We start from the raw sequence: 21,791 nt of genomic DNA, 5'->3' as shown, positions 1-21,791 counted from the left end.
GACTGCCGATTATCTAGTTTTAAATCCTAATTAAAAACAGGATATGAAACTATATAAACGGAGCACATCACTAGTGGCACTGTTATTTTGTGTTATAGGTTATGCCCAAGTAGGTCCCTTTTTCGAAGAAGGGGAAGACCCTAAACCATCAGTAGCCAATTGGCAATTGGTAAAGGGAATGTCTGACGAATTCAATGGTACCAAAGTTGACCAAAAGAAATGGCAGATTTCCGGCCAGGGATGGATTGGTAGAGCACCTGGATTGTTTTTAGCAGATAATGTATCTGTAGATGAAGGTGCGTTAAAAATAATTACGACCACCTTAGAGAAACCAATAGAAAAACAAGGTAAAACGTATACTCACGGAGGTGGTTATGTGGGTTCCTATGAAGGAATGACTTATGGCTACTATGAATGCCGTATGAAGGCCAATAAAACATTTATGTCTTCAACTTTTTGGTTGATCAACGATAAAAGAGATGCCAGCGGGTGTGACAAACGAACTACGGAGCTTGATATTCAAGAATGTGTGGGAGAGGTAACTACTGACCAACAGTGGGCCCAAAAAATGTTGGACCATATGAACTCTAATACCCATAGCAGAGACATTCCAAAAAATTGTACTATTTCTTCAGGTACCCTAGGTGCTAAAGAGCCATTGAATGAGATGGCATCCGATAATTACCACGTATACGGAGTTTGGTGGAAAAGTAAGGATGAGGTCCTGTATTTTTTAGACGGAAAATTTCATGCCAAGGTGAAACCGGCGGCCGACTTCAATATTCCTATGCATTTACGAATGGTAGTCGAAACGTATGACTGGAATCCGGTTCCGGCAGATGGAGGCATGACCGCAGTTAAGGAAGATCGGACTACCTATTACGATTGGGTACGGGTTTGGAGATTGGTAGATTAGGGGAATATGACATGTAAATAATATTTTGGGATAATGGCAGAAATAAAAGTAGAATTAAGAAAAAGAATATTTTACGGGGTTAAATGTCAGCTTATTTTGCTTGTGTTAATAGGACAATCACTAGGGGCTCAAGACAAACCCAATATTATTGTTGTTCTTACGGATGATCAAGGTTGGGCAGATGTTGGTTTTAATGGTGCTACGGATATACCTACGCCCCAATTGGACGCTTTGGCAAAAGAAGGGGTCGTTTTTGAAAACGGATACGTCTCGCACCCCTACTGCAGTCCGTCCAGGGCAGGCTTGTTAACAGGGCGCTATCAGGCGCGTTTTGGGCATGATTGCAATATGCCGTACGATGATGAAAATGATGCTTCCGTAGGTACACCATTAAAGGAAAAGATGATTAGCGAAGCGCTAAAAGAGCAGGGGTACGCCACAGCGGCAATTGGTAAATGGCATGTAGGGGACCATCCAGACCTTCATCCACCAAAGCAAGGTTTTGATCATTGGTTCGGGTTCGCCGGCGGGGCCATGAATTTTTGGGGAACGCCTAATGGGCCTTTACGCACAATTTATAGGAACAATGATCCAGTAGACCCTGCGGAGCTGTCTTATCTTACGGACGATTTCACGGAGGAAGCCATTCATTTTATAAAGCGGCACAAGGAAAATCCTTTCTTTATCTACCTGGCGTATAATGCACCGCATGCTCCAGACCATGCAACTCCGCAGTACCTTAAAGCAACCGAACATATAGAATATGGTGGTAGAAGTGTCTATGCCGCTATGGTAAACGGGGTAGATCATGGCGTAGGCAGATTGGTGGCCCAATTAAAAGAATTGAACTTGTACGATAATACCATTTTGGTGTTTTTGAGTGATAATGGCGGAAGGGCAGAGCATGCAGACAATAGACCTAACAGAGGGCATAAAGGAATGCTATTTGAAGGTGGAATTAAGGTACCCTTCTTTATGGTATGGCCCGAAAAACTTCAGAGAAATCAACGGTATAGTCCCATGGTAAGCGCACTAGACTTATATCCTACTTTTATTGAGGCAGCAGGTAAAAAGGCACAAACAGAACCGCAATTAGAGGGTGTAAACTTAACCCCGTTTTTAACTGAAAAGAAAGAAGAAACTCCGCATCAAACCTTGTTTTGGCGTTCTGTGGGTGGATTTAAATATGCAGTGCGCCACAAAGATTATAAATTATACAAAAGTGCCTATAAGAACAGGACCTTGCTTTACAATTTAAAAGAGGATGCTATAGAACGCTATGACTTAGCAAAAGAACAACCAGAAAAAGTAGCAGAATTGGAGGCATTATACGCTGTCTGGGATGCCAAAAATAGGGTGCCAGGATGGGTAGACCCGCATCCGGAAAATGTAATCAAGGAAGAAAAAAAATTACAGGCTATCCGCAAGAGATCGGTTCACCCTAAAAAAAGATAATCATGTTAAAAAAACCAAGCTGTATACTGGTGGTATTAGGTATGTTTTTACAAGTGGCAATAGCCCAAGACCGACCTAATTTTATTTTCATACTAACGGATGACCAATCTTACGGGATGATGGGCTGTACTGGAAATGAACTAGTACAAACTCCCAATTTGGATCAGTTGGCGAAAGATGGGGTGCTGTTTACCAATGCACACATTACCAGTGCCATTTGTACACCCAGTAGAGCGAGTATTCTAACCAGCCAGTTGGAGCGTAAGCACGGTATCAACTTTAATTCGGGAACAAGTATGTCCGCCGAAGGATGGGCCAATGCCTATCCGGTTGTAATGCGTAATGATGGTTACTACACCGGATGGGTGGGTAAAAACCATGTTCCAGTAGGGGAAGGGGGCTATACCTCCGGACTCATGGAAAATAGCTTCGATTATTGGTATGCAGGGCATGGGCATTTGAATTTTTACCCTAAAGACCGACATAAAATTTTTGAAGATGCCCAATCGGATACACAAGTAGAAGTAATTGGTGAGGGGATTACCGATTTTTTATCTAACGAGCAAAAATTAAAAGGAGCTATAACTTTTTTGGACAAACGGCCGGCGGACAAGCCATTTATGTTATCGGTCTGTTTTAATCTGCCCCATGGCAACGGTACCTCTTCTATGCAACAACGGGAAACCGATGACGAAATCTACAAATCCCTTTACCGCGATACAGATTTGCCGTTGCCAGAACATTACGTGGCTAAAGCGGCTATTAAATCTCCAAAACTGCCGGAAAGTATTCATAGAGCCTACGATAGGCAAACAGGCTATGATTATGTAGACAGACCAGAAACATTAAAAGAACGATACACCAGACAACTCCAAGCCATGACGGGGATAGACCGTTTGGTAGGGCAATTACGAGGAACACTTCAGAAACAGGGACAGGACAAGAATACGGTACTTATTTTCACATCGGACCACGGATTGTTTATGGGACAATTTGGCCTTGGAGGTAAGGCTTTTTGTTATGAGCAAACCACCCATGTGCCAATGATTGTGTATAATCCTAAAGAGAAAAAGAAAAACAGGGGCATAACTTCAGATGCTTTGGTGCAAAGTATAGATGTAGCGCCTACCATGTTGACTATGGCAGGTATAACCCCTCCCACTACCTACCAAGGGAAAGACCTATCTAAGTTGCTTGCTGGAGAATCTTCCGAAGTTAGAGATTATCTGTATACAGAGAACTTATGGTCTACCCAGTTTGGTAATCCCCGTTGTGAGGCTGTACAAGATAAAGAGTGGAAGTACATTCGCTATTACAAGAACGAAACATTTTCCGCGAAGAAAAAAATTGAAGCGGCAAAAGCCCTAGACGTGAATGTCAACAAAATGTTGTACAAGGTCAACGATATTGATTTGGCGCAATACAGAGCTTTCGTAGAAGACCCCTTACATGATGAGCAACCTGTTTACGAAGAGCTGTATCATTTAACTGAAGATGCTAAGGAGACCACCAATTTAGCTTCAGAAGGAGCATATAAAGATAAGTTAGAATATATGCGTAGTGTTTGGGAAAAAGAAATAAGGAGGGCCAGAGGAACAGAACCTCCTATGGTTTTACGGTATACAGCGGACAGTGAAGCGGAAAAAGGAAAAATAATACAGCCAAAATAAACAACTGATGAACCAAACAAAACCCCAACGAATACACTTTTTAGTAGTTACTTTTCTTCTAGGTTTCTATGGATTATGGGCCCAAGAATTACCGTTTGGGTATCCAGTGACAGAAAGGACCAAAACAAATTTAAATCAAGGATGGAAATTCCATCTAGGGAACCCAGAGGCTGATTTTTACCAGCCAAAATTGGACGACAGCAATTGGACATCGGTCAATGTTCCCCATACACTGGAACTTACGTCCTTAACTTTAGATGGATTAAAAGATGATAAGGTACAGTTGGAATTTCATCGGAAAGTAGGCTGGTACCGAAGGGATATTAAAGTGCCGCAAAACCAAAACAGGGTGTTTTTAGAATTTGAAGGGGTACACCAAGTAACAAACGTTTGGGTGAACGGTCAGCATGTAGGCCAGCATGCTACAGGCGGGTATACACCTTTCCATTTTGATATTACCGATTTTGTACAAAAAGGGGTTGTGAATCAGGTGACTATAAAAGCGGATAATCGCCGTAGTAGTGTAACCCCACCAGACCCAGGACCATTCGACTATGTAAAATTTAGTGGTCTGTATCGTGATGTGTATTTGGTAGAAAAAGCACCCGTACACATTGGCTTTAACTGGGAAGGTAAGAGAGCAGGCGTAACATTGACCACACCAACGGTAGATGTAGTAAATAAGAATGCCACGGTACAAGCGGTAACAGAAGTAAAAAACACATCCAATGCTAAGGTGGAAGCGACTGTTGTTACCAGAATTATTGATGCGGGAGACGTTGTGGTAGCCAAGATGCTTCAAACAGAAGCCGTACAGGCCAATGGCAAATTATTGTTTGACCAAATTACAAGCTTAGAAGACGATGTTCATTTTTGGGATGTAGATTCGCCTTATTTGTATCGTGTAAATACAGAAGTAATCGTCAACGGAAAATCGGTAGACGTTGTAGAAAATAAATTAGGGATTCGCTCTTTTGAATTGGACCCGGAAAAGGGCTTCATTTTAAACGGAAAGCCCATAAAATTGATTGGTTTTAATAGGCATCAGCAATATCCATATATTGGCGATGCGGTACCTAATGCATTGCATTACAAAGACATGTTGCAGTTTAAGGAATTCGGCTTTAACATTATGCGTACGGCACATTATCCGCAAGATGATGCCATTTTAGAGGCTTGTGACGAATTGGGAATATTGGTTTACGAAGAAGCGCCCTCCTGGATTTCAATTAGCAATGAACCAGAGTGGTGGGACAATTTTGAAATGGCAGAACGGACCATGATTCGCAATCATAAAAACCATCCCTCTGTAGTTATTTGGGGTGGAGGAATCAATCACAGAGGATATGTACCCCGTGTACATAATGTGGCCAAACAAGAAGACCCCACAAGACTAACAGCTTCTCAAGGAGCACGGTGGACAGGTTGGCAAGCCTCTGGTCTCACGGATATCAATGCCAATATGCTTTACGGACCATTTATTTGGGACAAATCTGAGCCTATGTTTGCCATGGAAGGACGTTGGGGTGCGGAAGCTTTGGGCATGTATCAAAAAGATGTTTTAATGACGGGTATTATATCCTGGACGGCACATGCCTATTACACTTTTCACCCTACACATGCGCGTGCCAATGATCCAGTGGACCGTACCCGTAGTGGCGCAGAAACAATCTTTAGATATCCTAGACCAAAGATGCAATGGTACAAAGCAGAATTGTTAGAGGAACCTTTTATTTACATTTTGGAAGATTGGAAAACAGGACAGGATTCCATCACCGTCTACAGCAATGCACCCAAAGTAAGTTTATCCGTAAATGGGAAGCAAATAGCGGTACAGCAGCCAGCTAAGGATTCTGTTTTTCAAGGATTACATCACGCTCCGTTTATATTCAAAAATATCGCCTTCAAGGAAGGAGAACTGGTTGCCAAAGGGGAATATGCAGGCGGAAAAACGATAACAACCAGCAAAGAAACGCCAAGAAAGGCTTACGCCATTCAGTTAAAATTAGACATAGAGGGACGTGAGTTTGTTGCCGATGGTTCGGATATTTTGGTGGCATACGCTACGGTGGTAGACAAAAATGGAACGGTGATACAAGACTTTAAAGAAAAGGTGAAGTTTACCGTACAAGGCGATGCGAGTGTGATTGGGGACAAAGCAAATATCAATGCCAACCCCATGTTTACGGAATATGGGGTGGCGCCGGCTTTAATAAAAGCGGGAACTACCGTAGGTAGTATTAAGGTGAATGCTGCTGCCAAAGGTTTAAAATCTGATACCCAAACCGTACAATTGGTGGCCATTCAAACCAATGAAATAGTAAAAAATGCACAACCTATTTATGATTTTGCCAAGGAACGTGTAGACATTGGTGCTACTGACCAGTTAGTACAATTTGGGTGGGATTTTTGGTTAGGAAAGGACAATGAAAACACTCTATATAAACTAAAAAACTTTGGTGATGCCCAAGTGTCACTAGTGACTAAAAGTGCAGATGGTATTGTACGTTGGTTAGGCGAGATGAATGTAATAGGTAAATATGGTTATGTTTATGGGGATGGAACCCTTGGAATTGATGAAAAAGGCATTCTACTAAAATTTAAAGGATTGAAAAAGGGGAAATATCGCCTTAAAACCTATCACCACGCTCCCAAGAGTAATTCGGACGAAATGGACCCGAATAAAGAGAAGCTTAAGAAGATTCGCATTTTAGATATTCCATACGAAAAAGTGATAAGCGTAAGTGTGGGTGATACCTTCAGGCAAGTTACCGTTACGGAAGGTAAAAACATGCAATTTGATGCTCCTGGCCAAAACGTAATCGAATTTGATGTAGCTGATGAAGCACCGGTTGAGGTACTTTTTAAAGGCGTCAACGGCAAAGGTATTTGGTTAAACGGTTTTGTGTTGCAAGAGCGGAAGTAGTAAGTATCCGTATCATCTAAATTTTAGACAAACCGGTTGGGGAACCTCTAGTTGATGCTGCGTAAAAGTTAATAACCCTGACTTTGGGTCTCTTTTAAAGACGCTGATGTTGTTCGTTTTTCGATTGGCCACGAGAAGAAAATGACTATTTGGAGCCAAAACGAAGTTGCGGGGCCAGTCTCCTCTAACAGGTTCGGTTTCCAAAAGCTGCAGTTCCCCCAACTTACTTACCTTAAAAATGGCAATACTATTATGGCCTCTATTACTAGCATACAAAAAGTTGCCATCGTTACTTAAATGAATATCGGCACAGGCATTCGGGCCTTCGTAACCATGGGGTAGGGTGCTTTTTTTATCGATTTTTTTAAAAACTCCGGTAACAGGATCTGCGGTGGCGGAAATTATGGTGCTTGAAAGTTCATTGATAATATAAGCCCGGTTTTTTTTAGGTTGAAATATGAGGTGCCGGGGACCATCGCCCGGATTCAACTGCAGTGCAGTAAAAGCTTCCCCAATTTTGTTTTTATCAATTGGGTAGCCAACAATCTGGTCAATGCCCAAATCGGCAACATACAAAAATTTGCCATCTTCGCTAAACTTCGCACAATGGGCATGGGCCGATTTCTGGTTCTTGTGCGGACCGCTTCCGGAATGTGTTTTTCCCGTAGGTTGATCGATGAGTTTTCCGGAGTTGTCTAATGGGTAAACAACCATATCCCCTGAACCATAATTCGCCGCCGCAATCAAGTTTTCTTCGTTGTTGGCGCTAACATAACATGCGCCATTTCCTAAACTTGGATGATTGCCTGTTTTGGTCAACTTTGTCCCATCTTTCGACCATGTAAAGGTACTGATACTACCCGGTGTGACCCCGTTGGACGAGTACACATGTTTTCCATCCTTGCTAAGATATAGATACCCTGGATTTTCCTCTTTGACCAGATGTTCCAAGTTGGAAAGCTTGCCGGTTACCGAATTGAATTGTACTTGGTAAATACCTTGCTTTTCTCCCGTGGCGAAGGTTCCGATCAAGATACTTTGAAGAGGTTCGATCCCGAAATTTTTCTCATAGTTCTCTGTTTCAGCTTCCTTTTTTTGCTCTTTACAGGAAAGAACTAGCAATATAACCATTGGCAACAGTAAAAAACCGAATGTCGTTCTCATAATGCGATATCGATGTTTATTCGTGGATTTCTAGTGTTGTTTTCTTTTCAAATCCTAGAAATCCGTAAGACACCTCTAATTTACTGTTTTCTGTAGCCTTCGGAATTTTAAATTCAGCTGTGAAGACTCCGGAGTTGAGGTCAGTTTCGGTCACTTCGATTTTTTCTGTATTCTTGCCATCATTCACCATCACCCAGCCTTTGTCCTTTAAATTAGAATCCAAGTTCAGTGCCGCTTTTAGTTGGATAATTATTTTATCTCCAATTTTAGCTTTTTGTATTTTCTGTGAACGTTTTCGGTTATAGATATCCAAACTTTGACTGCCTAGGGTAGAGAAGGAGAGTGTGGCTTGCCAACCACGATTAGATATGCCCCAACCCTCAGTAGCATAGGCGTTTTTTCCAAAATCTCGACCTTCATTACTGCCTTCTATAACTTCAATTTTTTCCGCAATAGGAAATTGGCTGTCCAGGGGTGAACCGTCCAACGTACCTCTTACCTTACCAAGTTCTCCAAAACCATGCGGGTGCGATTGCGGCCAACCTTTTTCAACCCCTTTCCAATATCCCCCTATGGCCACCCGGTCATCACTTTTATTACTCAAATGCGTACCCACGGGGTTGACACCAAAAACAAAATCGGTCTGTGCCCAACCGAGGGCACGAAGTTCGGGGTCGTTCAATAAATGGCCTACCGCAAAAAGGGAGCCCCCGAGCGCTGGAGCCCCACCCAATTCTTTGGTTTTAGGATGCGCCCACTCCTTTTCGCTATGAGTACGGTATTTCCAGAAATTGTTCGATTTCTGCCTGATATGTAACCCCCATGCGCTTAGCTTTTCTTTAGTTCCCTCAGGGGCATGTTCGGGTGCCATCATGAGAAAATAGGCTAATGCCTGTGGGGTAATATGCTCCGCATTACGGATCCACCACATGTGCCTAGGGTTATCAAAATCCCAGTTTTTAATGATATCTGTAGCCCCTTCTTTGGCCCATTGCAAGAATTTTTCGGGTTGCCCGCCCGCTTCGTTCAATTCGTTATAGTACATGAACAAATTGCGAAAAACCGACTGCCCATAGGCATTGCCCATTTCATTGAATTCTTGAAAGCCTTGATCTACCCATTTGGTGCTGTACGTCCAGAAACGAACTACTTTATGACGGTCATAGGCTTCCCAATTGTCTAAACAGACCTTTCTGTATTTTTGGTATTTCTCTTGCGATAAATAAGGTTTTAAAAAGGAATGGTAAGCAGCACAAACAACTGCCAATTGATCAAGGTGGTTCCAATAATCATAGTTCATTCTGGGTTGGCCTTGGTAGCCTAAGGTGCCGTGCCTTTTTTTTACCGGACCATTATAGTCGACAAATTTGTAGGCAAACTCGGCATGCCAAAGAATTAAATCGATTAAATCGGCCACTTGATCATCCCCAAGTTCCGTTTTCCAATTATCAAAAAGGGCTGGATTGCTGGCGTACTGAAGTATTTCAAAAATGGTTTCCAACCCAAAAGCCCCACAATCACGGGTTGGGCCACCGCTATAGATTTCACTGATTTCGTAATTGCTGAGGTCATTAAAACCCCTTGCATCAACAAAGAAATCATAGGCCAATTTTGAAGATGCCAATTCCATTAAATGGGGTTGGATCGAGAATGGTACTGACTGACCATGACCTTCTACTTCAATTATAAATTCATCGGTTGTTTCTACTGGGTTGTAATCACAGAACCAACCTTCAAAATTTAGTATTCTCCCTTCAAAAACAACCTCTGAGGTAGCGGTATTGATAAGCTTAAAAGGTGTATCATCATTAGCCCCGTAGCAAACAAATCGCTTGCTTTCTCCCAAGTTATACCCTAATTGGTTCGCATAAGGGGGATAAACCGTTTTTTCTATATCTGTGGACTTGCTTTGAGATTGTAGTCCTATGGATAGGAGAAAGATGAAAACGGTAAAAAAATGTTTTGTATTTGGTATCATGTTCATTTGGGGAGTGCTAGTTATTCGGTTGTAAATAAGTGTAATAAACCCCATAGGTTTCTTTACTTTCTATAAATTCGGTAGATACCAGGGTTTTGCCTTCCTCTAGATATACTTCAAAAACCACTTCTTCATCCGTTGGATTTATTTTCTTTTCCACAATTTGATTGGCTATTTTGATACGTACTTTTTCGGGGGAAATGGATTGATAGTTGAATCGGTTTTTCGGATTTTCATCGGGAATTCCCTGAATCGGCCCCGAACATTCTTTCGGCCACCTTCTGCAACTAATGCGGTACTTGCCTTCTTTTTCCACTTTTATGGAGTGTTCGAGGCTATGGATTTTTACTCCTTCGGCTACATGCTCACTTTTCCAAATCGGTCTGCCATCGCCTATGGCATGTTGAAGTGTTAGTTTTATTTCTTTCTGGGCGGCATTTCCTATAATGGCATAAGGAAGCTCATTGTATTCGCTATAGGACTTGATCCTCTTTAGAAATTCGGTGTTCGAATCCAACAGTTCACCGGTCAATTTGGGGAATTCCCCTGAAACATCCTTTGACTGACCCTTATCTTTTTCTATATCGTACAGTTCCGTGCCGTTCACTAGTCGCCATTTGTCTTTGATAAGACAGGTGTTCTGAATATCTTGCGGAGGTCGCCAATCGCGCCCATGGTGTACAAATATGGTTCTTTCAGGTAAGGTGCTTTTTATGTCGATAAATAGATTTGAAAAATCGATACCGTCTAAACGTTCATTTGTGGGAGGTTGAATACCACAGAGGCTGGCCAGTGTTGGTAATAAATCCACATGGGCTGCAGTAGCATCAATATCTTTGCCTCCTCTGATTTTTCCATCTTTCCAGCGAATAAAGAAGGGTACGCGGTGCCCGCCTTCATACACTTCGCCTTTTCGTCCCTTCAGACCCATATTGTATCCCAAATTATTTTTGCTGTCATAGCCTGCGGTGGCCCCGTTATCCGACATAAAAATGAGAATGGTATTATCAGCCAATTTTTTCTCCTTTAGGTAGGCATTGAGCTTCCCAAAATTTTCATCAATGTTGGCGATCATCCCAAAAAACTCGGCATTGGGTATTTCAGTTCTTACCAAGGTTTTATAGGGTTCAGCATATTTTTCGGCCACATAGTGAGGACTGTGAGGTGCGTTCGTTGCCAGATAAATGAAGAAAGGTTCTTTCGTGCGGTCAATAAATTTCATGGTTTCTTCAAACCACACATCGGTACAGTACCCTTTAAATGGTTGAGGTTCCTCATTTACAAAATAGGTGTCGTCAAAGTAGGAGTTGCCCCAGTAATCCGATAATTCCCCAACGCCACCACTTTTATGGTAAACTCCATATTCAAAACCAAGGTCTATAGGTCTAGACGGATAATTATCTCCTAAATGCCACTTACCGAACATTCCCGTTTTATAGCCATTTTGCTTGAATAGTTGGGCAATGGTGGTGGCACCTTCCGAAAGGGCATCGCGGCCCTTGTAAGTGGCCCAAGCACCGTTAGAAATGGGGTAGCGGCCGGTAATTATGGCCCCGCGGGTGGGCGTGCAAACCGGGCTCACATGAAAATCGGTCATTCTTACGGACTCTTTATAAAAAGAATCTAGATTGGGAGTCTTTAACCACGGATTTCCATGACAGCCCAAATCACCTATACCTTGGTCATCGGTCAGTACAATGATAACATTGGGTCTTTCCGATTGTGTATAGCCGAATTGACAGCTAAACGCTGCGATGATACTTGTTAGAATGGTTTTGGCTGCTTTCAAAAAAGCCATATTTATTGATTTTAAATATTGTAAAACTATCTCCCCTCGGGATGTCCGCTATTGGAGGGGGATTGAGCAAAATACACCTCAGGTTTGTGCCAAACCCCAGTTTTTTTGTATTCAGGTATATCGTGGTCTAAACTAAGGTCACAATCAAATCTAGCTATGATGGAATGTTGCTTTTTGGGTTCGCCGGCATTGATAAAATGAGACATTCCCCAGGTAAAACCGCGTCCGTTTCCACTATCGGTAAACATATCTGGGGCATAAGGTCCACCTGCAATGGGAGGTAGTGAAATCACGGAAGCAATTTCAAAATTCACCCCATCTTTCGAGTATTGTACCGTTTCCCTTTCATTGCCATCTTTTATGGTAATATTGGCGATTCCCTCCTTAAAAGGAAAATAGGTGGTTTCATGACCCGAAGTCATAACGGGGTTCAATGGGTGTTTTTCAAAAGGGCCTAGGGGACCTTCGGCGATGGCCAATCCGTGACCTACGGCATATTTGTCCCTAATATTGGGCCATTTGTTATAGGCAGCTTTGTAGTAGAGATAAATTTTACCATTATAAACAATGGGTTGTGGGTCGTGAGTGGCATCTTGGTCCCATTCCCCTTGTTCTCCAAATGGTATCACGGCATCCCCACCATGTGTCCATGGGCCAGCAGGCGAATCGGCATAGGATACTGAAACAGGGCACCAATCGCCTCGTAATCCACTAGGTTCGTCAAATGCTTGGTAGTAGAGGTAATATTTGTCTTTCCAGATCAGTATATCAGGGGTAGCTACGGAACGCCAACCGGGTTTTGGTTTTTCCGGTCTTTTGATGGCTACGCCTTCTTCTTTCCAATTGATACCGTCGGTACTCGTGGCATACCATATTTCGGCAAGATCCCAATCGGTAGAAGGTATTTCATCGGTGGCCTCTTTTGCCCTGTTCCAACCAATGGGCGGAGTTTTAGTATGCCGCTTTGTGTAGTACACGTAGTAAATGCCATCAACCAAAATGGGTCTGGAGGGGTCACGGCGTGAAACGGTACCATCTCCACCATTATAGTCAAATCCTTTTAATTCGGTGTATTTGAAAAGTGAATACAGCTCGTTGTCCTGTACTCTGGGAGCGGGATAATCGAACATACGTTCTGCTGATGCACTTAAGGGAAAATCTGGTTTGTTTTCCGGCATTTTATGAGGAAAAACTTGATGTGCTTTCTTTTGAGCCGTTTCACTGGAATCTGATGTTGTTACTTGCTTAGAATCGGAACATCCTACGAGTAGGACGCTGCACATAAAAAAGTGAACGATTGGTTTCTTATATAAAACAGAATCCATATTGATTATTTTAGAATTAATAGAATGGAAATTACTAGTTGGACTTGGATATTTTCAATGGAATTTGAAGGTTAAAAGACTCCCTAACACCATTGGCGTCCAAAGTATCGGCAGCACAGAGTAGGGCTATCGGTTCTCCATTTTCTCTAAATACTTGTGGCCTTTCGAGATGGGTGAACTGTTGTTTTCTCCCGTCTTCCCATTCAACGATCCGTTCCGAAATCTCAAAATTTTTGGCCTGATCCCATTTAATGCCATCTTTAGAATCATAGTGAACCAAGGAGAATTTACGGTTGTTACCCACGTGTTTCATACGTTTTACAATAGCCCTGAATTTCCCATCTTGATACCAGATATAGGGGTCTTCGGCTGGAAAACGTTCACCTTCAAAAGTAAACACCGGATCGGGATATTTTTTAAAAGGACCGGTAGGTGAATCTGCAATGGCTACCATGTGCACTACCGGACCACCGCCGGGTAATTCAAATTTTTTTCCTACGGCTTTGTATACCATCAAAATTTTGCCGTCGGGCATTTGGCAGACTGAAGGGTTTGATGTCATTAAGGCATCATGGGCGTCATCATTAGGGGAAATATCCAAAATTGGTTGGTCAAATCGCTTCCAAGGCCCGTCAGGTGAATCTGCCACGGCCACACCTATTCTTTGGTTGTTGCGGTGTACCCAATTTATTTTGGGTTTGCCGGGTACGCTTACAATTTTTTTATCGCCCGTATTGCCCATATAGTATAGATAATACTTGCCATTGAATTTATGAACTGTTGGATTGTGCGTGGTGGAGCCGTCCCAATATTCGGCTCCTCTATCCGGTAGGGCCACATCTTTATGTTCAAAGGGCCCAAATGGCGATTTGGATATGGCATGTGCGATTTCTGAATAGTTCACCCATTCCCAGCCAATATTTTTTGGCCAACGGGCATAGAACATATGGTATAGCCCGTCTTCCCCTTTTACCAAAGAACCGCCCCAAATGCTTAAACTGTCATTCCTGAAAATGGATTTTTTAGCAACTTGTCCGAATTCAATTTTAAAGTCGGGTGCTTGCATGTTTGATGGGATTACTTTTTTTTCTTCTTTGCAAGCGATGGTTACAATGGTCACTAAGATTAAGCTAAGAGCTAGTTTAGAGTATATCCTGAATTTTTTATAAATGGAAGTCATTTTCGTTAATTTTAATAGTTGAGTTTAATAAATGGATGCTTCACTTTGGATTTTGGTTTTCTGAATACCCAAGGTTTCCAGGCTTCGTACCTTATTTTCCATTCTTCTAGGGTGCGGGTAGGGTATTTAGATGATAGTCCTCCTTCTCTAAATTCTTGGTCTACCCCTTGGTCGTTGATAGATTTTCTCCACACGTATAATTCTCCCAATAGCTGATCTTTGATAGCCCCAAAGTAAGAGTCGTTGGCGAGATTGTTCAGTTCATGCGGGTCATTCTCTAGGTCATAAAGTTCAAATTCTGGTTTGGTAGGAGCGAAGAATTTAGCTTGGGCTTCGTTCAGTTTGCCTTCCATGTTCAGAATATTCATTTCGGCCAACATGGGGTACATATCTTCTTTATAACCACTGTATTGCAACCAAGCACGTTCCGGCATTAAATTATGAATGAGCTTGTATTTTTTTGACCGGATGGTGCGAATGGCATCATGAGTATCTCCCATACGGTCTCTGGCTGCAAAAATGTACTTTCTGTTTTTCGATTCGTCTTTAAAGAGACTTTTTCCGTGCATTGATTCTAAGGGAACTACACCGGCCACATCCAAAATTGTTGCTGTAATATCAATGGTCTGCACTAAATCTGAATTGACCTTGCCCGGGGTGACTTTGCCAGGCCATTTGATGATTAGGGGCACTTGTAGACCGGGGTCATATAGAAACTGTTTGCCCCTAATGTGGCAACGGCCATTGTCTCCAATCAAGAATATTAAGGTGTTCTCTTCTAGTTTTTCTTTTTTTAGACGTTCTAAAATTGCACCAATTTCACGATCGCAAATTTGCATTTGTTCCAGTCCGTTGGCCCAATCGCGACGGGCAAAAGGTGTGTCCACGTAATAGGGGGGCAATTCAATGGTGGCAGGGTCAATGGGGTTTTTGGAATCCCTGTGCCATTTTCTATGCGTGCCCTGAAGTGTTATTTGGGCGAAAAAAGGTTGGCCTTCCTCGCGTTCCTTCCAATCTTTGCCCATAAAACCAAGGTCACCACTAAAATTGGCATCCGTTTTATTGCTGTTCATCAAAGCGGTGTAGTAGCCTGCTTCCTTCAGTAATAAGGGCATGGGTTTAATATCATTAGGAAGAGGTTTTAAGTTTTCCTTTGCAGTACGGTGTTGTTCGGCACCGATATAGTTTTGGTGATAGCCGGTAAGCATGGCAGACCTTGAAGTGGAACAAACGGGAGAGGTGCAAAAAGCATTGGTATAGCGTTCCCCTTCTGAAGCCAATTGGTCGGTTACAGGGGTTTCAATTCCCTTGGTGCCATAGCAGCCCAAATCCAATCCCCAATCTTCGAGCATGATCCAAACAATATTGGGGCGGTCATTGGTATTCTGTGAAATGCCAGTAAAACTTACTAGTAGAAGGAGAGAAGCAAAAATTCGTATTTGGTTCATTGGTTCTTTCATTTTAACTATAAACCGATATCTTAAAAAGTGAAACTGGAATATGGCTTTCCTTTTGAGCAAACACAAACACGAGTCCATCCGTGGTAATCTCATTATCTAACTCAATAGTATTAATGCCTTGATAGTTGTCTTTTACTTCCGTTAAAACCTCTCCGGCAGCATCTTTAATTCGATAGTCGGCTACTACAAATGGGATTTCCGATTCTGGATGCCCCATCAAGGTAGTTTCAAGTGCATGGTCATAATCACAATCAAAAAATAGTTTAATGGTCTTTATCGATACGGGCTGCTTCCAATTCATTTTCAATGTAGGATTCCGGTCATTTAGTTCGGCCACCCAAGCGTTGGTATTTCCATTGGATTTTGGACGTACTTCCCCGTTTTTCAAATTATTTGCTTCAAAGATGGGTAGGGCTCTTTTGAGCTTTAAAGCGATATTTTTGCCTTTAGGTCTCCGTTGAGGCGTCCAGAACTCAAAACTGTCTATGTTAATATCCTCGGGTGGGTCTTGCCGACCAAAATTTGAAACCGCCTTGTTTATCTTATTTTCCACCGTCATCAAACCAGTAATTCGCTCCTCGGAAAGGCGCACTTTCAATTTTTCGTTTTTCAGGAGGCAAAAGAATGAGTAATGATTTTGAGGTTGTGCATTGGTGGTTGAAAAGGTAACTTTTTGCTTTCCCTCTTTTAATGCTATTTGCTTTTGGTCTACAATTACATCAGGCGTAAAATGGGTGCAAGCAGAACTACTTTTCAATTGTAATTCTAAGGTAGTCTCCTCATTGGCATCCACTTCAAATTCCACTTCAAACGGCTCGTTTGCTTTTAGTGATAACATTTGAGCAAGACCAAAAGTAAGCGTCTGCCAGTCTTCTGATGGCGTAAAACCGTCGAAATTCAAAGTAGAAGAAACTTCAAGACTGGCTTGTTGCACCAGGTCTTGGCGGTCAGTCAACGAAAGCCTTGGTATGCTTTGTCCGTCTCTATTTAGCTCTAATTGTAGTTCTCTTATATTTTCTTTTGATGCCAATTCTCTAGGCGAAAGTTGGTTTTTTTTGCAGAGATAGGCGGCTTTACCGACTGCTTGTGCACCATGGGCGCAGGTAAGCATCACCCTTGAAGAGCCAAAGGCCACATGGCTCGCACTGATGATTCTACCCGCCAGAAAGAGGTTGTTGATGTTTTTGGAATAGTAGCAACGATAGGGAATGGTGTAAACCCCTTTACCGTGCCATTGGGTACATGAATTGTGTTTGCTGTAAATTCCGTCGGCAGGGTGAAGGTCCATAGCCCAACCCCCAAAGGCAACGGCATCGTAATGTTCACGTTGTTCTACAATATCTTTTTGGGTCAGTATAAAATCGCCTTCAAAACGCCGACTTTCCCTTTTACCGGGAATGGTACCCACCCATTCGAGGGTAAGGTTGGCCGCTTCCGGATATTTTCCGCTGTTCTTTACATAATCCCAAATACCATAGACCACTTTCCATAACTCAAATTTTATTTCTTCGGACTGGTGAATGGTATCCAATCGGCCTCCGTGCTCCACCCACCAAAGTTTACAGCCGTGGTCTCCCAACTGATAATTTTTGATCCGTGGAAGTTCTTCTGCATTTTTTATGGCGAACGAAGGAGCCGTATAGTTCACCGGTTTGCCTAAATCCTTGGTATAGAAGTAGAGGGAATGCCCCAAAAGATTGCCATAATCTTTAATGTTAGGAGCAAATCCTTCATCGAACTCTTCCTTGGTTTCCGCACCCATTCGAAAGGAGGCTCCGGCCATAAATGCTACAATACCATCACCGGAAGCATCTACAAACAGAGGTGCCTTGGCAATATAGGTGGTAGAATTTTGACTGCAAAAGGCGGTTACGCTTTCTATGTTCTTACCATCTGATTTTTCTACTTGATAAACGGCGGTATTCAAGAAAAGGGTGATGTTCTTTTCTTCATATATCTTTTCTAAAAGCACAGTATCAAAGATCAACGGATTCCCCTCTTTATTGCGCTTTAGATTTTCTAACAATATCTCGTTGATTAGTCCGCCTTCACGGCTCCATCGGTTGTTGTTGCCCATGTGCGAGGTGGCTCCTAGGCTCCATAAACGCACTTCAGAAGAAGCATTTCCTCCCAACACTGGGCGGTCTTGAAAAAGAATAACTTTGAGTCCAGAGCGTGCTGCGGTAATGGCAGAACAAACCCCTGACAGTCCGCCACCCACTACCACTAAATCGCTATATAGGTTTAGGGTCTTGGTTTTTCTTTTTTCTTGACTATAATTCTCTTGGATCATATATCGAGTCTGTATTTGGAATTGGTTGATTTTATTTCGATTAGTGTTTGTTGGTGGTAATCGTCTTTTGTGCTTGCACTATGAGAAAGCCTCCCAAAAGAAATACCAAAGTACCCATGCCGGCTACTAAAAGCTGCCCGTTTTCGGCCAAAAAAGCAAGGGTTAAGAGCATAACTCCCGTCAGGGCGATACCAATACCAATTACTTTTAAACCTCTTTTATTACCTGAAGATGGGTCTTCGACCGGAGCCGCTTCTTTCACTACCAATTTTTTTTGATAGGCCTCAAATTCTGGACATTGCTGTCTATTTTTTCTAAGGATGATTTCCGAGATGGCCAATAATAATACGGGAATACCCATACCCACCCCCATTTCTTGGGCCCTATCAAAGGAAAAATCCAATAGGGTGGGGGACAAAAATTTGAAAAACGAATTTAATATAAGTGTAATGACCGTGACGGTCAATACTGATCTACCGGTTTGTGATTTACTAAAAAGTGACCACATGGGGGGTAAGAACATGGCACCGCCCGTTATGGCGGCCAAGCTCATGACCACTTCTACAATGCCACCCATATAGGGTACTAAAAGTGCTACGATAATAGTGAGTATGCCCAAGGCAATAGTAGCCGTTCGGCCCACTTTGACCAGTTGGTCATTATCGGCATTTGGTTTGAAATGTCTGTAAAGGTCATTGGTCAAAACCCCAGCGGAAATATTCAAGGTGGTATTTACCGAGCTGGAGGTGGCGAAAATCATGCCGCCCAACATAAGGCCCAACATGCCCACCGGTAGCACCTCCTTACACATTAATAAATAAGCTCCCTCGTCAGCTAGACCATCTAATTCCGGATTCAAGACCCGGTAAATCATTGGCGGTAACATCCAAATAAGGGGACTAACTAAATAAAGTGCCCCAAAAAGCCAACCCACTTTTTTGGCATCTTTTGGGGTGGCAACGCTGGTATAGCGTTGTACATAGGCCCAGTTGCCTGCAATAAAGAATAAATTGTAAAGGGCAAAGGCCAGCATAAAGCCCCACGTATATTCTTCGTTAACAAGGGCGAAAAAGTTTTCCGGTGCTTGTTGCATAAAGTTTTGAATTCCGCCAATCTTTTCAAAGGAAAGGGGAACCACGATCAAAACGGCAGCAGTCAGTACAACAAACTGTAGTACATCGGTAACGATAACTGCCCAAAGGCCACCTACGGCCGTATATATTAATATAAGTACTCCTAGGAAGATGATGCAATAACTGATGGGAAAGCCCGTGGAAACCTCTACAATTTTAGCCACTGGATATAAAAATGCACCTGTTGTAAAAAGCGACATAGACAAGAATAAATACGTATATGTTTTTTGGGTCTTGTAGCCGAGGCGATCGGTAATGTATTCTGCTGCCGTCAAGGCTTTTGTTCTTTGCCATTTAGGGGCGATAAAGAAACCGATGATGACACCCGCCAAACACATCGTACTTTGAATGGTAATGGCCACCCAACCGCTAGAATAGGCAATGGATCCCCAAACAACGAACGTGCCTGCAGAAAAGAAACTCATGAACAGCGACAGTCCGCTCATCCACCAGGGAAGGGAACCTCCTGCGGCGAAAAAAGACTTCATGTTCTTCCCTGACTTTGAGAAACTCATTCCACAAAGAAAGACTAACAATGTAAAGAGTAGAATTACTGTAATATCTATCGAACCCATAGAAATAATTGACTGCTTTGTTGAATTAAGAAATAAATGGGGAACCGTTATCAAGAATTCCCCATTTGAAACTAACTAAAACTAACTCAACTTCTTTTAGTATCCCGGATTTTGTGTTACCAAATTGTCGGTAGCATCAATTTCTGCCTGTGGTATAGGCCATAAGTAATGCTTTACCGGATCAAATACTCTTTTCTCAAGTTCACGATAGTCAAGATTGCCCAGCTCTACCCTTGGTTGTGTAGGAGCCCCGGTATAATCGATATGGCCATCGGCATCGATACTGGGTACAAAATTCATATCGCCAATTTTACTGAACCCGTTGGCAGGCCCTCCAAGTAAGGTGGTATTCAAGACCTTTTCGGCGATTTGCCATCTCTTGATATCAAAAAGACGCAGGCCTTCATCGGCAAACTCTGCTTTACGTTCCCTACGTATAATTTTTCTTAATTCTGCTTGATCGGTAGTGGTAACGGCAGGGTAGTCAAATCCACTATTGTTATAAGCGCGTTCGCGAACTGTGTTAATGGCTGTTAGTACACTACCATCAATGCTACCTGCTTCAATTTTTGCTTCTGCGTAGTTCATTAAAACTTCGGCATAGCGTATCAAATAAATGGTTTGCTCCGATTGAAGCGGACTAGGTCCTCCGTTCAATGAACCCAAAAGTCTGGGAGCATCAGAGAATTTTTTCCAGAAGTAACCACTAAAAGCGGTAAACCGATTGGAACCTCCGGTTACATATTCTGTACCATCATAGGGATCTACGATAGTTCTACCGGCAGGGTTGGCAGCATTGGGGTTGAAAACCCTTTCAACTTTTACCCCGTCTTCAATTCGCCAAGTAGCGATACTATCGCTGTGCTGTTGAATGATATGGCCTGTCCACACGCTGTTTGGGAGCGCAATGGTAGCAGCAAGTCTTGGGTCTCGATTTTCAAAAGGATTGGCAGGGTCATACTCGGGATCTTCATCAATAGGTAATCCGTTTACGGTTTCATAACTGTCAACCGTTTGTTGTGAGGGAACCAATTGGCACCAACCTCCGAATCTACTGCCTTGTCTTTGCGAAAGTCCATGGGTTTTGGTTCCGTTTATGTACGACAGATCCAAGAGTACTTCTGATGAACCAACACCGGCATCGGTAAAAAGCTCTTCGTAGTTTGGGTATAAACTCGGACCATCGGCAGAGTTCATAACTTTGAGAGCGGCACTTTCGGCTAGAGCGAAATCTTCGTTGTACAGGGCGATTCTAGAAATCAAGGCATTAGCGGCATTGGCAGATGCCCTACCTCTATCTGTTGCAGCCTGTGTAGGGGGCAAAATGGCAGCTGCTTCTTTTAAGTCCGTAATGATGCTAGCAACAATTTCAGATTTTGGGGTTCTTGCAATAACTTCAAGTTCTTCTAAAGAGGTAACCTCGGTTCTAAAAGGCACATCACCGTAAAGTTCGGTAAGGTAGCTATAGAAAAGGGCACGCAGAAAAAGCGCTTCGGCCCTTATCTGTTGAAAACGATTGGGGTCTGTATCATCTAAAGCCTTTTCCATATTGGTCAAAAGGTTATTGGCCCTTTGCACACCGGTATAAAAGTTGTTCCAAAAGCCATTGACGATTCCTTCAGTAGAAGTCAAACCACCTGTGGTAGCCGCGATGGTACCACCCACATTACCCCTATTAAAAGCATAGTCGGTGGTATGATCGAGTAACTGCGGAAAAGGTACAGCATTTACATAATTCAGTTGTTCGTAAATACCGGTAAGGGCTACTTCCAATTGTGCTTCGGTTCTAAAGAAAGTAGCATCTGTAGGGCTGCCTGGGTCTTCTAGATTAAGCACATTGTCTTCACAGGCCGCAAAAATTAGCAGGCCCAAACTCCATATTATATATTTTATATTTTTCATCGTGTTGAGATTTTGC

Annotated in this window: 13 protein-coding genes; 4 read left to right on the top strand and 9 right to left on the bottom strand. The window is 42.6% G+C overall.

Features of this window, described 5'->3' with window-relative positions; all coding sequences use genetic code 11:
• Window positions 1-43 precede the first annotated feature (43 nt).
• The 4 genes from BIZ36_RS01165 to BIZ36_RS01150 are packed head-to-tail and all read left to right on the top strand — an operon-like array spanning window position 44 to window position 6,967.
• Window positions 44-916 carry a family 16 glycosylhydrolase gene (locus tag BIZ36_RS01165; RefSeq protein WP_187456013.1) on the top strand — a complete coding sequence of 291 codons (873 nt, stop codon included), beginning with the start codon at window positions 44-46 and terminating at the stop codon, window positions 914-916.
• Window positions 917-949: 33 nt separating this feature from the next.
• Window positions 950-2,371 carry a sulfatase-like hydrolase/transferase gene (locus tag BIZ36_RS01160; RefSeq protein WP_187456012.1) on the top strand — a complete coding sequence of 474 codons (1,422 nt, stop codon included), beginning with the start codon at window positions 950-952 and terminating at the stop codon, window positions 2,369-2,371.
• A 2-nt stretch (window positions 2,372-2,373) separates the two neighbouring features.
• Window positions 2,374-4,041, top strand: a complete 1,668-nt coding sequence (locus tag BIZ36_RS01155) for a sulfatase-like hydrolase/transferase (protein ID WP_187456011.1) — start codon at window positions 2,374-2,376, stop codon at window positions 4,039-4,041.
• A gap of 7 nt (window positions 4,042-4,048) precedes the next feature.
• The gene (locus BIZ36_RS01150; RefSeq protein WP_187456010.1) at window positions 4,049-6,967 is read left to right on the top strand and encodes a glycoside hydrolase family 2 protein; all 2,919 of its coding nucleotides are present in this window, start codon (window positions 4,049-4,051) and stop codon (window positions 6,965-6,967) included.
• Between the two features lie 12 nt (window positions 6,968-6,979).
• On the opposite strand, the gene BIZ36_RS01145 is transcribed toward BIZ36_RS01150, so the two are convergent.
• The 9 genes from BIZ36_RS01145 to BIZ36_RS01105 form a co-directional block, all read right to left on the bottom strand.
• Window positions 6,980-8,131, bottom strand: a complete 1,152-nt coding sequence (locus tag BIZ36_RS01145) for a lactonase family protein (RefSeq protein ID WP_187456009.1) — start codon at window positions 8,129-8,131, stop codon at window positions 6,980-6,982.
• Window positions 8,132-8,147: 16 nt separating this feature from the next.
• Window positions 8,148-10,109 (bottom strand): early set domain-containing protein, encoded by a 1,962-nt coding sequence (locus BIZ36_RS01140; protein ID WP_187456008.1) that lies wholly within the window; start codon window positions 10,107-10,109, stop codon window positions 8,148-8,150.
• Between the two features lie 16 nt (window positions 10,110-10,125).
• On the bottom strand, window positions 10,126-11,907 hold the full coding sequence (locus tag BIZ36_RS01135) for an arylsulfatase (protein ID WP_187456007.1): 1,782 nt from the start codon (window positions 11,905-11,907) through the stop codon (window positions 10,126-10,128).
• Window positions 11,908-11,933: 26 nt separating this feature from the next.
• Complete coding sequence (locus tag BIZ36_RS01130) at window positions 11,934-13,232, bottom strand: glycoside hydrolase family 117 protein (RefSeq protein WP_286174502.1); 1,299 nt, start codon at window positions 13,230-13,232, stop codon at window positions 11,934-11,936.
• Between the two features lie 34 nt (window positions 13,233-13,266).
• Window positions 13,267-14,412, bottom strand: a complete 1,146-nt coding sequence (locus tag BIZ36_RS01125) for a glycoside hydrolase family protein (RefSeq protein ID WP_222937129.1) — start codon at window positions 14,410-14,412, stop codon at window positions 13,267-13,269.
• An 11-nt stretch (window positions 14,413-14,423) separates the two neighbouring features.
• Window positions 14,424-15,860 carry a sulfatase family protein gene (locus BIZ36_RS01120; protein ID WP_222937127.1) on the bottom strand — a complete coding sequence of 479 codons (1,437 nt, stop codon included), beginning with the start codon at window positions 15,858-15,860 and terminating at the stop codon, window positions 14,424-14,426.
• A 13-nt stretch (window positions 15,861-15,873) separates the two neighbouring features.
• Window positions 15,874-18,165 (bottom strand): FAD-dependent oxidoreductase, encoded by a 2,292-nt coding sequence (locus BIZ36_RS01115; RefSeq protein WP_187456005.1) that lies wholly within the window; start codon window positions 18,163-18,165, stop codon window positions 15,874-15,876.
• Window positions 18,166-18,205: 40 nt separating this feature from the next.
• Window positions 18,206-19,786, bottom strand: a complete 1,581-nt coding sequence (locus BIZ36_RS01110; protein WP_222937126.1) for a sodium:solute symporter family protein — start codon at window positions 19,784-19,786, stop codon at window positions 18,206-18,208.
• Window positions 19,787-19,969: 183 nt separating this feature from the next.
• Window positions 19,970-21,775 (bottom strand): RagB/SusD family nutrient uptake outer membrane protein, encoded by a 1,806-nt coding sequence (locus tag BIZ36_RS01105; RefSeq protein WP_187456003.1) that lies wholly within the window; start codon window positions 21,773-21,775, stop codon window positions 19,970-19,972.
• Window positions 21,776-21,791: the final 16 nt, after the last annotated feature.

The sequence above is a fragment of the Cytophaga sp. FL35 genome (assembly GCF_014349235.1).
In the GTDB taxonomy this organism is placed as follows: domain Bacteria; phylum Bacteroidota; class Bacteroidia; order Flavobacteriales; family Flavobacteriaceae; genus Euzebyella.
Note: the sequence above shows the minus strand (reverse complement) of the source record. Positions and strands in the feature narration are given on the sequence as shown.

What these genes read in the sequence shown, in the direction of transcription:
- BIZ36_RS01165 (WP_187456013.1), top strand. Translation starts at nt 44, where the DNA reads ATGAAACTATATAAACGGAGCACATCACTAGTGGCACTGTTATTTTGT.
- BIZ36_RS01160 (WP_187456012.1), top strand. Translation starts at nt 950, where the DNA reads ATGGCAGAAATAAAAGTAGAATTAAGAAAAAGAATATTTTACGGGGTT.
- BIZ36_RS01155 (WP_187456011.1), top strand. Translation starts at nt 2,374, where the DNA reads ATGTTAAAAAAACCAAGCTGTATACTGGTGGTATTAGGTATGTTTTTA.
- BIZ36_RS01150 (WP_187456010.1), top strand. Translation starts at nt 4,049, where the DNA reads ATGAACCAAACAAAACCCCAACGAATACACTTTTTAGTAGTTACTTTT.
- BIZ36_RS01145 (WP_187456009.1), bottom strand. Translation starts at nt 8,131, where the DNA reads ATGAGAACGACATTCGGTTTTTTACTGTTGCCAATGGTTATATTGCTA.
- BIZ36_RS01140 (WP_187456008.1), bottom strand. Translation starts at nt 10,109, where the DNA reads ATGATACCAAATACAAAACATTTTTTTACCGTTTTCATCTTTCTCCTA.
- BIZ36_RS01135 (WP_187456007.1), bottom strand. Translation starts at nt 11,907, where the DNA reads ATGGCTTTTTTGAAAGCAGCCAAAACCATTCTAACAAGTATCATCGCA.
- BIZ36_RS01130 (WP_286174502.1), bottom strand. Translation starts at nt 13,232, where the DNA reads ATGGATTCTGTTTTATATAAGAAACCAATCGTTCACTTTTTTATGTGC.
- BIZ36_RS01125 (WP_222937129.1), bottom strand. Translation starts at nt 14,412, where the DNA reads ATGACTTCCATTTATAAAAAATTCAGGATATACTCTAAACTAGCTCTT.
- BIZ36_RS01120 (WP_222937127.1), bottom strand. Translation starts at nt 15,860, where the DNA reads ATGAACCAAATACGAATTTTTGCTTCTCTCCTTCTACTAGTAAGTTTT.
- BIZ36_RS01115 (WP_187456005.1), bottom strand. Translation starts at nt 18,165, where the DNA reads ATGATCCAAGAGAATTATAGTCAAGAAAAAAGAAAAACCAAGACCCTA.
- BIZ36_RS01110 (WP_222937126.1), bottom strand. Translation starts at nt 19,786, where the DNA reads ATGAAGTCTTTTTTCGCCGCAGGAGGTTCCCTTCCCTGGTGGATGAGC.
- BIZ36_RS01105 (WP_187456003.1), bottom strand. Translation starts at nt 21,775, where the DNA reads ATGAAAAATATAAAATATATAATATGGAGTTTGGGCCTGCTAATTTTT.